The 14,542-nt window shown below is 66.7% G+C and carries 8 protein-coding genes and 2 pseudogenes; 8 read left to right on the top strand and 2 right to left on the bottom strand.

The window, feature by feature from the left end:
• Positions 1–373: 373 nt before the first annotated feature.
• The 3 genes from IPG97_15490 to IPG97_15500 all read left to right on the top strand — a co-directional run bounded on the left by IPG97_15490 (position 374) and on the right by IPG97_15500 (position 1,777).
• On the top strand, positions 374–649 hold the full coding sequence (locus IPG97_15490) for a hypothetical protein (GenBank protein MBK6857899.1): 276 nt from the start codon (positions 374–376) through the stop codon (positions 647–649).
• A gap of 329 nt (positions 650–978) precedes the next feature.
• Positions 979–1,179, top strand: coding sequence for a hypothetical protein (locus IPG97_15495; protein ID MBK6857900.1), 201 nt, complete (start codon positions 979–981; stop codon positions 1,177–1,179).
• 310 nt (positions 1,180–1,489) lie between these two features.
• Positions 1,490–1,777 (top strand): hypothetical protein, encoded by a 288-nt coding sequence (locus tag IPG97_15500; protein MBK6857901.1) that lies wholly within the window; start codon positions 1,490–1,492, stop codon positions 1,775–1,777.
• Positions 1,778–3,748: 1,971 nt separating this feature from the next.
• On the opposite strand, the pseudogene IPG97_15505 reads toward IPG97_15500, so the two are convergent.
• A pseudogene (locus IPG97_15505) lies at positions 3,749–4,557 on the bottom strand (SDR family oxidoreductase).
• A gap of 217 nt (positions 4,558–4,774) precedes the next feature.
• On the opposite strand from IPG97_15505, the gene mtnA reads away from it, so the two are divergent.
• From mtnA to mtnK, 3 genes are read left to right on the top strand one after another with little or no spacing between them, the layout of a single operon-like run.
• On the top strand, positions 4,775–5,833 hold the full coding sequence (mtnA, locus tag IPG97_15510) for an S-methyl-5-thioribose-1-phosphate isomerase (protein MBK6857902.1): 1,059 nt from the start codon (positions 4,775–4,777) through the stop codon (positions 5,831–5,833).
• Entirely contained in the window at positions 5,830–7,839 is a 2,010-nt protein-coding gene (gene rhaD / locus IPG97_15515; protein ID MBK6857903.1) for a bifunctional rhamnulose-1-phosphate aldolase/short-chain dehydrogenase, read from the top strand. Before mtnA ends, rhaD begins: the two co-directional genes overlap by 4 nt.
• Positions 7,840–7,853: 14 nt before the next feature.
• Positions 7,854–9,092 (top strand): S-methyl-5-thioribose kinase, encoded by a 1,239-nt coding sequence (mtnK, locus tag IPG97_15520; protein ID MBK6857904.1) that lies wholly within the window; start codon positions 7,854–7,856, stop codon positions 9,090–9,092.
• Positions 9,093–9,185: 93 nt separating this feature from the next.
• On the opposite strand, the gene IPG97_15525 is transcribed toward mtnK, so the two are convergent.
• On the bottom strand, positions 9,186–9,584 hold the full coding sequence (locus IPG97_15525) for a hypothetical protein (GenBank protein MBK6857905.1): 399 nt from the start codon (positions 9,582–9,584) through the stop codon (positions 9,186–9,188).
• Positions 9,585–9,897: 313 nt separating this feature from the next.
• Between IPG97_15525 and carA the strand changes: the two genes are divergently transcribed.
• Together carA and carB are read left to right on the top strand one after the other, a co-directional pair.
• Positions 9,898–11,199, top strand: a complete 1,302-nt coding sequence (carA, locus tag IPG97_15530) for a glutamine-hydrolyzing carbamoyl-phosphate synthase small subunit (GenBank protein ID MBK6857906.1) — start codon at positions 9,898–9,900, stop codon at positions 11,197–11,199.
• A pseudogene (carB, locus tag IPG97_15535) lies at positions 11,126–14,462 on the top strand (carbamoyl-phosphate synthase large subunit). Before carA ends, carB begins: the two are co-directional and overlap by 74 nt.
• The last annotated feature ends 80 nt before the right edge of the window (positions 14,463–14,542 follow it).

A 14,542-nucleotide genomic window follows, 5' to 3' on the forward strand; every position in this document is an offset into this window, starting at 1 on the left:
GTGACGGCTGGCACCAGCATTTAGCAAGCACTGCTGGACTGCTACGATCCGTCAGCACCTCAGTGCAGAGTCGTCGGTCGCCACATCGCCATCATCGGCGACATCAAGCACAACCGGGTGGCACGCTCCGATGTCGAGGCTTTCACCGCGCTCGGCGCCGAGGTGACCCTGGTGGCGCCTCCCACCACCGCCGCCGAGCCTGGAGGGTTGGCCGGTGAAGGTGAAGGCCTGACATCGACGCAGTGCTGTTGCCCACCGTGGACATGGCCTGCCTCCTGCGCATGCAACGTGAGCGGATGACCGAAACCCTCTTGCCGTCGTTGCGCGAATACACCGCACCCCCTATGGACTCACCACTAGGCGGGCGGCTCTGTTGCGACCCGGGGCCGTGGTGATGCATCCCGGTCCCATGAACGGGGGCGTGGAGATCTCGCGGCGGAGGTGGCGGGCCTGCCCCTGTTCGCTGATCCTGGACCAGGTCACCAACGGCGTGGCGGTGCGTATGGCCGTGCTGTACCTGTTGCTGGGAGCCGGTGCCGGGCACAGTGAACCCCGAACACCGCAACGACGACCCACGGCCGCCTCGACGCATTTGGGCCTCGATCCGTCCCCGAACCGACGGGCGCCGTGGGTGCCAGCCCACCGATGAAGAGAGTTCCCGTGGCTGACCGGCCGACGATCGTGATCGAGGCGGAACCGTGATCGATGCCAGCGGCGAGCGTGTCGCCGACGTCGTCGTGGTCGACGGCGTGGTGAAGGCGGTAGGTCCGGACCTGAAGGCGCGGACCGAACCCTCGACGCCGCCGGTTGCATCGTGGCCCCCGGCCTGGTGGATGTGCACACCCACCTGCGTGACCCGGGCAAGGAGGGAGGCCGAGACAGGTGGAGACAGGGAAGCGAGGGCAGCCCTCGGCAGCTACACCGCGGTGTTGGCCATGCCAAACACCACCCCGGCCATCGACAGTGCTGCGGTGGTTCATGAGGTCCTCGGGCGCGGGCGGACTGCACCGTGTGACGTGTACGTCGGGTGCCATCACCGTGGGGCGGGCTGGAGAGCAGCTCGCCCCCATGGCCGAGATGGCCGAGCTCGGGGTGAAGGTATTCACCGACGATGGTGCCGGGGTGCAGGACGGCCGCCTGATGCGTCGGGCCGTAGGTACGCCGTGGGCCTCGGCGTGACGCCACTGGCGCAGCATTTGCGAGGACGATGCCCTGTGCGGCGGCGGCCACATGCACGAGTGGAGTGGTCGGCTCGTCTTGGCATCGCCGATCTCAGCCCGCCGAGGCCGAGGAGTTGATAGTCATGCGTGACATCGCCTGAACTCGCCTCACCGGATGTCACGCATCCAGGCCAGCACATATCCACCGCCCGTTCGGTGGCCATGATCCAGACGCAATCGCGGCAGGACTACCGGTCACTGCTGAAGCCACACCCCATCACTTCACCCTCACTCACGCCGAGTGCGCCTCCTACGACCCGGTGTTCAAGGTGAACCCCCCTCTGCGTACGGCCGAGGACGTGGTTGCGGTCCGGGCCGGGCTGGCCGACGGGACGATCGCCACCATCGCCACCGACCATGCCCCCCACACGCCCGAGAGTAAGGAACTGCCCTTCGACCAGGCCCCTCCCGGAATGTTGGGCCTCGAGACCGCCCTGGCCTTGGCTCTCACCGAGTTGGACATGCCTGTCGGACAGGTGCTGGCTGCGTTGTCGCTGGCCCGCGCGTGGCCGGGGGTTGAGGACCGCCATGGCCGCCGTTTTGATCGCCGCGGGTGAACCAGCCAAACCTGTGTGTGTTCGACCCCGGGCGACGTAAACGGTCAGGCCGACGACAGCCAGCCGCAGCCGCAACACCCCTACGAAGGCCAGAGGTGCGTGGCACCAAAGGTCCGCCACCCTTCTCCACGGTGAGCCGGTGGTGATGGCGGTGAGCCCCAACGCTAATCGGTCAGATCGAGGTTCGCCTCGGTGTAGCTGGAGCGCTATTGGGACGGCCTCAATTGGCTGAGTCTCCTTCTGACCTCTCCTCTGCAACCGCGGCCGACCTCTCCAGCGAAGGAAGCTCGGAGATACTCCTCAAGCGATCGTGTCTCCCGGAGTCTGCGTCAAGAGTGGTCGAAGAGCTCACTGGATGTCAAACCATCGATCCAGGGATAGTTTGGGCCTGCCTGTGGCCATTCATGGAGACGCGTCCATCAGGATACTCAAACACTGCCATTGGAACCGGTATCAATATACCATCGCGAATGAGAGAGACAACGTACTGGTTTCAACCTCAATGTGAGGGTACCGTCAACCGTTTCCGGTAGTAGCTCACCGTCCGACTTGAACGCACCTAGGGCCTGAAGTGTGACAGATGTGTTAATCGCCACTCCGGTATCGAGCAGGATTTCGTCAACGGACACATGCAGGAAACCGCTTGAAAAGACAGGTTGATTGTCGTTTGCTGGAAGCTCCTCGAAAAATCTCAGCAGTGACGGTCACAACTGACGACGACCTCTCTGTAGTCAACAATGTCATTGATCATCGACTGGCAGGAGACATCCACGCCCAGAACTCGAGGAAAGTCCTGTCGGTCGTCGGCCGCCTGACTTTGAGGCTGAGCCGCACGCAGATGTTGAAGCGAGGCGATCACCGCTAGAGCAATGCAAACCATAGTAGGTCTCGTGAGCATTCGGTCTCCCCTTCTTGACATCAGTATGCTCCGTTGATCAGCGTGAAGTCGTCTCACCTAGGCTTACGCGGAGGTAGAGCATTGCCCATGCAGCCAAGGGCAGCGCTATCGGGTGCCCGGGGCGGTGAAGCATCTCCAGCTTGGACCAATCCGACCGTGTGGCCAACGCCATGGCAGACCAATTCGTGCATCGCGTCATATGTGCCGCAACGGTTTGCCCTGCGCTGCGCAATAGGCGTCTTCGTTCAATCTCCAAGATAAACTGATCTAAGGCCAGCTCCGGCATCGGAGACGTTCTCGCAGAACCAGCGCCCGCAAAGTTGGCCTTGGAAGCCGGTGGTTGTCTGGGCGAATGATTATGTCCGTTTCGCCATCCCCGGCTGCGTCACAAATTGAGGTGAACTGGGTGACGGCGGTATTCAAGTCTGTCGCCGATATGACTCATCACGGCGTGGGCGGGGTTAACACTCCACGGAAGCGTCGCCGGATCCACGTAGTACGATACGCCCAAATTGTCCTGAAGGCATATCTGGTTGGTATCGCACTCGTGTTTCCGCCGCGAAGGTTCGCAGTTGGAAAGATCCCGTCATAACAGGAAGGAAGCGCGGATAGCGTCACAATTGTCAGGAGAAGCCTCCTAACCGAGTCGCGACACCCCACCTTCGCTGGGCCGGTGTTTAACTCCGCAAGGCTATCCGTGCCGTGGTTCCCGCATAGCAGAGGATGGTAGTGCATTGATCTGCGCGCTTTACAGGAACTCGACCTGCCTCACACACTTTGAGCCCTTGGGGATGATTGATGCCTCACGCACTTTGAGCGCATGATCCCGGGCCCGGGAGAACGCTTGCCGGTTCATGGAAGGCAAGATCGACATGGCTGCTCGACGTCAGGTCACGAACAAGCTGCGCGAACGCGTACCGCAGGGGCTCCAACGGTGGCAGAGGGCCGGATCTTGAGTCGGACGTGGACACGACTGGGAAGCTCGAGGTCAGGTCACGAACTATGGCGTGGTGGGAAACACTGGGCCAGTACGCCATTGCAGGTTTCACAGATCCGGGCTTGGACCCTTCAGGTCAACGGGAGCGGAGGGCGGGGTGCTGGCGGGCTAGGAGTGGGGCCAGGATCGACTTGGGGGTGAGGTGGGCGGCCATGGCTGCCACTCGGTTTGCCGTTCCGGGGATCGCCACCGGGTGGCCCTTGGCCAGGGCGTTGATGCCGCAACGGGCCACCGACTCGACCGACTCCCACATGAACGAGGGCAGCGCACCGGCTTCTTCTTTGGGGAAGCCCGCAGCATCGCTGAACCCGGTGGACCGGGCCCGGGCACAGAGCGGTGACCGACACGCCGGTGCCAGCCAGTTCGGCGTGCAGTGACCGGCTGTAGGAGAGGACGAACGCCTTGCAGGCGGCGTAGCCGGCCTGACCAGGGAGTGGCTGAAAGGCGGCGGTGGAGGCCACATTGAGGATCCTCCCGGTCCCTTTCCACCATGCCGGGCAGGAAACGGGTGACTAGGTCGGCCACCGCCACCACGTCGACCTCGATCATGTTCATCTCGGCAGCCAGGTCGGCAGCGTGGACCGGACCGGTGGTGGACAACCCGGCGTTGTTGACGAGGATGTCGGGGGTCAGGCCCAGCGCCTCCACCCGCTCGGTCAGGCCGGCCCGCACCTCTCGATCGGACAGGTCGGCGCCCAACACCTCGGCCCGACGGCCATCGCGGGACAACTCCGACGCCAGGGCCTCCAACTTGTCCGTCGAACGAGCCACCAGCACCACGTTGTGGCCACGTCGAGCCAGCTCTCTGGCGATCCCCTCACCGATTCCCGAGGAAGCCCCGGTGACGATGGCGGTCCGATCAGATGCGGGTAGAGGCAGAGGCATCTCCGCACCCTAGAGACCGTCGAGGACCGATGCCGCCGAGTTGGCTGCGCAGACGGTATTGGACCTGCCCCCTTTGACAGACCCTGGCGAGCGTTGACCATCCGCAACCCGGGGACCTGGCTCCGACCAATGCCGAGAGCCACCCGGCGGCTTGGCGGCGTGGCGCGGCTACGGTGCGGGGCCTTCCGTTGGGTGGCGGTGAAGAAGGGGACAGGGTTTGGAAGAGATTCGGGCGGTCGGTTGGGTGGACGGGTCCTTGCCGGGCATGGTGCTCATCGATCAGACGCTTCTGCCCGGCCGTGAGGAACAGGTGGTGTGCACGACCGTCGATCAGGTGGTCGACGCCATCGAGCGCCTGGTGGTCAGGGGGGCTCCAGCCCTCGGCGCCGCCGGTGCATTCGGGGTGGCCGTGGCGGTGGCCGAGGGGACCCGGAGCGGTTGGACGTCCGGGGAGTTGGCCAGGCAGGTGGCCCGCGTACGAGATGCCCGGCCCACCGCAGTGAACCTGGCCTGGGGGGCGGACCGGGCCGCGGCCTACGTCGGAGACGGGGTTCAGGCGGTGGTGGCCGAGGCGCAGCGGTTGATGGAAGAGGATCTGGCGGCCAACCGGGAGTTGAGCCGACACGGCGCCGACTGGATTCTGACCCGACCCGACCTGGCGGGCCGGACCGATGCAGGGGTTCGGGTCCTCACCCACTGCAACGCCGGGGCTCTGGCCACCACCGGATGGGGAACGGCTCTGGGTGTGGTGCGTGAACTGCTTGAGCGGGGTCGCCTGGGTCGCGTCTACGCCGATGAGACCAGGCCTCTCCTCCAGGGAGCGCGCCTGACCGCCTGGGAACTGGAGCGGATGGGGGCCGAACACGTGGTGCAGGTCGATTCGGCCGCGGCGGGGACCATCGTCGGCGGTCATGTCGACGTGGCGGTGGTCGGCGCCGATCGGATCGCCGCCAACGGTGACACCGCCAACAAGGTCGGCACCCTGGGGGTGGCTCTGGCCTGCGCGCACGCCGGGATCCCATTCGTGGTCGCCGCACCGCAGTCGACCGTGGATCGGGCCACGGCGTCGGGCCGAGACATACAGATCGAGCTGCGCGACGGGGACGAAGTGGTCCGCTGGTCGGAGGCTGCCACCGCTCCCGACGGCACCAAGGGGTACAACCCGGCATTCGACGTCACCCCGGCTCAACTGATCAGCGCCATCGTCACCGAGGCCGGGGTGGTCGAGCCCGGCGACGGAACCCACACCATCTTCCCCCCACAGGAGCACCAGTGACCGACCCCACCCTCGCGGGTTCTGATGTACCCGCCCCGCTGGCCGCCCTGGTCGAGCGGTCGCGGCGTATCGGTGCTGACCCTCGGCTGGTCCTGCACGGAGGTGGCAACACCTCGGCCAAGGGGACTCTCGTAGATCACCTCGGTCGTGAACAGCGCGTGCTGTGGGTCAAAGGCTCCGGCTCGGACATGGGCACCTCGGTTCCCCGTGACTACCCGGCGTTGCGGTTGGAGGAGCTGACCGCGTTGGCGTCGGTCGAGGAGATGACCGACGACGAGATGGTGGCGTACGTGGCCCGGGCTCTGGTCGACCCGACGTCGCCCCGGCCATCCATCGAGACGCTGCTGCACGCCTTCGTGCCCCGCACCCACATCGATCACGTCCACGCCGATTCGATCTGCGCTCTCACCAACCACGCCCGCGGTCGTGAGGTGGTGGCAGAGGTCCTGGGGGATGGGTACGCCTACGTCGACTGGGTGATGCCCGGTTTCGAGTTGGCCAAGGCGGTGGGGCTCCTGGCCGACTTCGATGGGGTAGTGCTGGCGAACCACGGCCTGTTCTGTTGGTCCGACGATAGCGACGACTGCTACCGCCGAACCGTGGAGGCGGTCGCCAAGGCCGACGCCCACATCGCCGCCACCGGTACTTCCACCGCTGGTGCCCGACGGGTCGGTGACCTCGACGCCGCCTATACCGAACGGCTGCTGGTCAACGTGCGGGGGGCGGTGAGCGAGCGGACCCACAAGGTGCTGCTCGTCGACGACCGACTTCGCGACGTGGCCGATCGGGCCGACGTGGCCACGATCGTGGCCGGTGGGGTGTCCTCGGCCGATCACATGCTGCGAATCAAGCCGTGGTCCTCTGTGGTGACCGACCCGACCCCAGAGGGCGTGCGCGCCGCGGTCGCTTCCTATGTGGCCGACTACACCGCCTACTTCGACCGGAACCGTCACGGGCTGCCCGAGGGGTTCGCCATGCACGACCCCACCCCGACGGTGCTGTTGGTGCCCGGCCTGGGTGCGGTGACCGCCGGACCCGACCACCGCACCGCCCGCGTCGCGGCCGACGTGGCCGACGCCACTCACCATGTGGCCGCGACCATCGCCGACTCCTTCGGGACCCCACTTCCCCTGGCCGAGAGCGACATCTTCCGCTTCGACTACTGGCCGTTGGAGCTCTACAAGCTCACCCTCAAGCCACCACCCAAGGCGCTGGCCGGACGGATCGTGGTGGTCACCGGGGCTGCCTCGGGCATAGGCCGGGAAGCAGCCCGCCGCCTGGCGGCGCTGGGGGCCAGCGTGGTGCTGGCCGACCTCGACGGTCCCGGTTTGGAGGCGGTGACAGCCGAGCTCGCCGCCGCCGGTCATCCCGAGGCGGCAATGGTGGTCGGTGACCAGTCCGACCCTGACGTCGTGGCCGCCACGGTCTCCAGCGCGGTCCGCACCTTCGGAGGTCTGGACGGCATCGTGGCCAACGCCGGTGTGGCGGTCACCGGCAACCTCGACGAGATCGACCTGGAGGACTGGGACCGGGCCCTGCGCATCAACTTGTCCAGCGCCTTTCTGCTGACGCGAGCCGCGCTCCCGATCCTCAAAGAGCAGGGGATCGGCGGGTCACTGGTCTATGTCGCATCCAAGAACGCCTTTGGCCCCGGGGCCGGGTTCGGGGCGTACTCGGTGTCCAAGGCGGGCATGGTCCAGCTGATGCGCATCGCCGCCCTCGAAGGCGGTCCCCACGGCATCAGGGCCAATGCCATCAACCCTGACGCCGTGTTCGAAGGGTCCCACCTGTGGGACCACGGCCTTCGCGAGGAGCGGGCCAGCGCCCACGGCATCGCGCCGGACGCCCTCGAGGACTTCTACAAGGACCGCAACATCTTGCGCCGGAGCGTGACCACCGCCGATGTGGCCGACACGGTCGTCCACCTCTTCGGTGATTCGTCGTCGCGCACCACGGGTGCGGTCGTTCCCGTCGACGGCGGCGTCGCCGCCTGCTTCCCCCGTTGATCTAGGAGAACCCGATGACAGCTACCGAAGTCGGCTACCAGGTGCTCACCGCCGAGTCGGCCGCGTCCTATGTGGCGTCCCGACCGGAACTGGCCACTCGGATCGACACCGGTTCGCTGGCCCGCGTCGAAGAGGTGGGCGACGGCAACCTCAACCTGGTCTTCATCCTGACCGACACCGCGGGGAGGGGAGTGGTGCTGAAGCAGGCCCTGCCCTACATGCGTCTTGTAGGCCCGGACTGGCCCATGCGCCCCGACCGGGCCCGCCTGGAGGCAGAGATCACCTCGGTTCACGCTCGGGTGGCCCCGGGCCTGGTGCCGGACATCTACGGCTATGACACCGAGCGGTTCATCATCGCCATGGAGGACCTTTCGGACCGTCGGGTGTGGCGGGGCGCGCTCAACGACAGGCTGCGCCACGACGGGGTGGCCGAGGCGATGGGCCGCTACGTGGCGTCGGTGGCTTTCGGGACCTCACCGCTGGGCATGGACCCCGAGGACCACAAGCGTCTGGCCGCCAGCACGTCCAACGGCGAACTGTGTCGCATCACCGAGGACCTGGTCTTCACCGAGCCCTATGTGGATGCCGGTCGCAACGGGGTGTTGCCGGCCAACGAGCCCGATGCCGCGGCGCTGGCTGCCGATGCCGAGATGGTGGCGGCCATGGGCCTGGCCAAGTGGAAGTTCATGACCGAAGGTGAGGCCATCATCCACGGTGACCTCCACACCGGTTCGGTGATGGTGCGGGGCTCAGGCCCCGACGGCGAACCAGGCGGTCAGCCGTCGACGGCTCGGGCCATCGACAGCGAGTTCGGGTTCTGCGGACCGGTCGCCTTCGACCTGGGAGCCCTATGGGCCAACTACCTGATAGCCGCCACCCGTGGGGCGGCATTGAATGATGTCACCCACCAGGACTGGTGCCTGGATCTGGTGGTCAGGACGTGGACGGCCTTCGAGGCGGAGTTCCGTCGGTTGTGGCCAACCCGGGTAGATCCCCGGGTCTGGCACGAAGAACTGGAGGAGCACCTGCTGGCCCACTGGCGCGAGGATGCCTGGCTGTTCGCGGCGGCCAAGATGGCCCGAAGGATCGTGGGTCTGGCCAAGACCTCAGACATCGAGACCCTCGACCCCGATGTCCGTGCTCCCGCCGCCCGATCGGTGCTGGCCGTCGCCCGTGCATCGGTTCGTCATCGTGAGGGTGACAGCAGCCCGGAGTCGCTGGTCGCCTTGGCCCGGTCGCTCCAGCCTTCCTGAGCAGCCCCCTCTGGTACTGGCCGGCGGCGTTGCCAGTGCTGCCACCAGGAAACCCACGGCGAAACGGATTGGCTGGTCCCGCTGCCTCGGTGGTCAGGATCGGGGGTCGAGCTTGGTGCTCACTCCGACGGCCAAACCCAACGTCGCCAGTCCAACCATCGCTGCCGCCACTCGGAACCGAGCGAGTTGGCGGTGTTGAACCCGATGGCGGTGCAGGGTCCGATGCCCGACCAGCCACATCCGGTCAAAGGAACGGGTACCCATCGATCGTCGGGTGGCAGAGGCCAGCACCCGGCCGACGGGACGGCTCAACGGTCGCCGCCAACCGGCTCGGTGACGGACCGCCACCGACACCGAGTACCCGGCCAGACGGGCGAAGCGGGGAGAGGCGGACAGTGGGGCGACGGCGCGCAGGTAGCGGTCCTCGTTGCCCAGCACAGTGGCGCACCACCAGCCCGCCACCGCCACGGTGATCACCCCGACCACAACCACACGTCAACGCTAGGGCCGGTGCCGGACTGCCGACGGTGATGCCTGCCGCGATCCGATGACATGGCGGACGCCGCCGTCGGCGCCCGTTGCGGGGACGGGCCCAATTCCACAACACGCAGGCCCTGAATGGGCACTCCGCGGTGGCCGGCTCGGAAGCCTCGGTGGGGTGGGTGGTAGAGTGCCCTTCTGACCGTGAAGTGGGTCCAGTGAGGCCCACACGGACAGGAGAAGGTCGAGTGGAACAACGCACCTGGTCGTTCACGCCCCCAGCCGGGGGCTTTTCTTTTGCCCGGGTTCTGCCGTGAGCGGGCCCGTGCGCGAAGCACTCCTGGTGCTCACCGACGGCACCGTGTTCGAGGGCGAAGCCCTCGGCGCCACTCCCGCCAACGGGTTGGCCACCGGTGAGGTGGTTTTCAACACCGTGCTGTCGGGCTACCAGGAGGTCATCTCTGACCCGTCCTACGCCGGGCAGATCATCACCTTCACCTACCCCCACATTGGGAACTACGGCGTCAGCCCGCTGGACGACGAGTACCGGCGCCCGTTCTGTCGAGGTGTGGTGGTGCGCGAGCTGGCTCGTCGCCGGTCCAACTGGCGGTCCGATCAGGACCTCGACGCCTGGCTGAACGCTCATGGCGTGCCCGGGATCGGTGGGATCGATACTCGCCGACTTACCCGCCACATCCGCGACAGCGGGGCCATGCCCGGCGCGTTCGGTGCCCTGGGTCCGGCCCCCGACGGAACGACGGTGACCGAGGACCGTCTACGGGCCGAGGCCGCCGCCGAACCCGGAACTCTCGGCGTTGACCTGGTTTCCCAGGTCACCACCACCGAGCCGTACGTGGTCGGATCCGAAGGTGCTTCCTACCGGGTGGTGGCCTACGACTTCGGGATCAAGACCACCATCTTGCGCCACCTGGCCGGCTTTGCCCACGTCGAGGTGGTTCCCGCCTCGACCCCGGCAGCGGAGGTGCTGGCCCGGGAACCACACGGTGTGTTCTTGTCCAATGGGCCGGGCGATCCGGCCACCGTCCCCTACGCCGCAGAGGCCATCGGTCAGATCCTGGGCGAAGTACCCGTGTTCGGCATCTGCCTCGGTCATCAGCTCCTGGCCACCGCCCTGGGCGGATCGATCGAGAAGCTTCCCTTCGGTCACCACGGCGGTAACCACCCGGTCCGACGCATGCGCGACGGGGTGGTTGAGATCACGAGCCAGAACCACAACTTCGCCGTGGCCGAAGGGTCGATCCCGTCAGCCGAGGTCACCCACGTCAACCTCAACGACGGGGTGATCGAAGGCATCCAGGCCACCGATGTGCCCGCCTTCTCGGTGCAGCACCATCCCGAGGCCGGCCCCGGCCCGCACGACTCGGCCTACCTCTTCGCCGACTTCGCCGCCCTCATGAACCACCACATGGGACGACCCGGTCCCACCACCATCTCGGTGCCCTCACCGCCGCTACGCCGCACCCACCGCGAACCAGACGGCCTGCTGACGGGTCACCTGCTCCGATCCGTGCCGACCATGGGGAGGAGGCCTGATGCCCCGCCGCGACGACATCTCGTCGATCCTGCTGATCGGATCGGGCCCGATCGTGATCGGCCAGGCCTGTGAGTTCGACTACTCGGGGACCCAGGCCTGCCGGGTGCTGCGCGAGGAGGGCTACCGGGTGATCCTGGCCAACTCCAACCCGGCCACGATCATGACCGACCCCGACTTCGCGGATGCCACCTACGTGGAACCCCTCGACGTCGAGATCCTCACCCGCATCATCGAACGGGAGCGCCCCGACGCCCTCCTTCCCACCCTCGGCGGCCAGACTGCGCTGAACCTGGCCATGGATCTGGTCGAGGCCGGGGTGTTGGACCGCTACGGCGTGGAGCTGATCGGTGCTGATGCCGAGGCCATCGCCACCGCCGAGGACCGTGAACGGTTCAAGGTGGCGATGATCGGCATCGGCTTGGATGTTCCCGCCTCTGGCGTTGCCGCTCCACCCGCCGAACTGAAGCGAGCCCCCAAGGGCCAACAGGTGGCGGCGGCCATGGAGTCCGCCCGCCGGGTTGTGGCCGAGATCGGTCTGCCCGTCGTCATCAGGCCGGCCTACATCCTGGGAGGCAAGGGAACCGGCATCGCCTCGACCACCGAAGAGTTCGAGCGGGTCGCCTCCCACGGGCTCGATGCCAGTCCCATCACCGAGATCCTCATCGAGAAGAGCATCGCCGGTTGGAAGGAGTACGAGCTCGAGGTCATGCGCGATCGGGCCGACAACTGCGTGATCATCTGCTCCATCGAGAACGTCGACCCGATGGGCGTCCACACCGGCGACTCGATCACGGTGGCACCGGCCCAGACCCTGTCCGACGTCGAGTACCAGCGGATGCGTGACGCCGCCTTCGCCTGCATACGCCGCGTCGGGGTGGAGACCGGTGGGTCCAACGTCCAGTTCGCCCTGAATCCGCTCAACGGCGACATGGTCGTCATCGAGATGAACCCCAGGGTTAGTCGGTCCAGCGCCCTGGCCTCCAAGGCCACCGGGTTCCCGATTGCCAAGATCGCGGCGCGCCTGGCGGTGGGCTACACCCTCGACGAGATCCCCAACGACATAACCCGCAAGACCCCGGCCAGCTTCGAACCCACCATCGACTACGTGGTCACCAAGGTGCCCCGCTGGGCGTTCGAGAAGTTCCCCGGCCAGGCTCCGGTGCTGGGCACGCAGATGCAGTCCGTTGGCGAAGCGATGGCTATCGGACGCACGTTTCCGGAGTCCTTGCAGAAGGCGCTGCGCTCGCTGGAGCAGGGACGACTCGGCCTGAACGCCGATCCGACCGAGACGGTCTATGACGACCTTTCCGATCAGGAATTGGTCGCAGCGGCAGCCCTGGCCACACCGGATCGGATGTTCCAGTTGGAGGCGGCCATCCGCCGGGGAATCAGCCTGGAGAAGATCCACGAAGAAACCAAGGTGGATCCGTGGTTCTTGGACCAGATGGCCCAGATCACCGACGAGCGGGCCGTCCTGGAAGAGCTGGGGGTGGCCGACATGGACCGTCGGGCTTGGCGTCGGGCCAAGCGGCTCGGCTTCGGTGATGCTCAGCTCGCCCACCTTTGGAACGTGACCGAGGACGAGGTTCGGGCTGCCCGCATCGCTGCTGGAGTGGTCGCCACCTTCAAGACCGTGGACACCTGCGGCGCTGAGTTCGAAGCCGAGACGCCGTACCACTACTCCACCTACGAGGACGACGACGAGGTCCGTCCCGGAGACCGGCTGAAGGTGTTGATCTTGGGCTCGGGTCCCAACCGCATAGGCCAGGGGATCGAGTTCGACTACTGCTGCGTCCACGCCAGCTTCGCTCTGCGAGAAGCCGGCTACGAGACGATCATGCTCAACTGCAACCCCGAGACGGTCTCCACCGACTACGACACGTCGGACCGCCTCTACTTCGAGCCGCTCACCTACGAAGACGTGATGAACGTGATCGAGGGGGAGCAGGCCGCCGGTCCCGGGGGACTGAAGGGCGTGATCGTTTCGCTCGGTGGTCAGACCCCACTCAAGCTGTCGGGCCGCCTGCCCGACGGACTGGTCCTGGGAACCTCGGCGGCATCGATCGATCTGGCCGAGGACCGAGAAGGGTGGAACGCCCTTTGTGCCCGTCTCGACATCCCCCAACCTCCCGGTGGTACCGCTGTCACCGCCGAGGCGGCCCGGGCCATCGCCGCAGAGGTCGGCTACCCGGTGCTCGTACGTCCGTCCTACGTGCTGGGCGGTCGGGCCATGGAGATCGTCTACGACGACGCCCAACTTGATGCCGCCATGGCTCAGCTTGCCGGGTTCGGCTCGCTGGGCCGTGAGGGTGGCCTGTCGGCCGAATGTCCGGTGCTGGTCGACCGCTTCTTGGAGGACGCCACTGAGGTCGACGTCGACGCCATCCGGGACCACACCGGGGACACGATCATCGGTGGCGTGATGGAACACGTGGAGGAGGCCGGTGTCCACTCCGGGGACTCGGCGTGCGCTATCCCGCCCTATTCGTTGTCGGCCGAGACGGTGGCCACCATCGAGGCCCACACCTGGGCGATCGCCGAGGCCCTCGACGTGAAGGGTCTCATCAACGTCCAGTACGCCGTTCGTGACGGTGAGGTCTTCGTAATCGAGGCCAACCCGCGGGCCAGCCGGACGGTGCCGTTCGTGGCCAAAGCCACCGCCGTCCCGTTGGTGAAGGTGGCCAGCCGGGTCATGGTTGGCGACACCCTGGCCGAGCTTCGAGCCGAAGGCCTGCTGACCGAGCCGATCACCACGGGTCACGTGGCGGTCAAGGAGGCGGTCCTCCCGTTCAACCGCTTCCCCGATGCCGACCGGGTGCTGGGACCGGAGATGCGCTCCACCGGAGAGGTGATGGGCATCGACCGTTCCTTCGGGCTGGCCTTTGCCAAGAGCCAGATCGCGGCGGGGGATCGCTTGCCGGAGTCGGGCACGGTGTTCTTCTCGTTGGCCGATCGGGACAAACCCAACGGGATCCGGGCCGCTCAGCGTTATGTGGCCCTCGGTTTCGAGATCGTGGCGACCGACGGTACGGCCGACGCCCTTGGAGTCGGCCGGGGTGGCGGTCAGGCAACGTCTGGCCAAGCTGGGAGACGACTCGGCCCAGGCGCCGACCGCGGTCGACCTCATCGAGGCCGGTGAGATCCAGATGGTGGTGAACAGCCCCAGGGGGCGTGGCCCCCGGGCCGACGGCGGCTACATCCGGGCCGCGGCCGGGGTGGCAGGCATCCCCCTGCTGACCACCGCCTCGGCCGCCTTGGCTGCGGCCGATGGGATGACCGACTGGTCCAGCCACGAGCTCCAGGTGAAACCGCTCCAGGACTTCCACCGCCGGTGAACGACTCGACCGATCGCTACCGCTCGGTCGGCTCCGCCGATCCCCAACGGTGGTGGCGGTCCCGGTCGAGGCCCAGCCGC

The sequence above is a fragment of the Microthrixaceae bacterium genome, assembly GCA_016702505.1.
Classification (GTDB): Bacteria; Actinomycetota; Acidimicrobiia; order Acidimicrobiales; family Iamiaceae; genus Aquihabitans.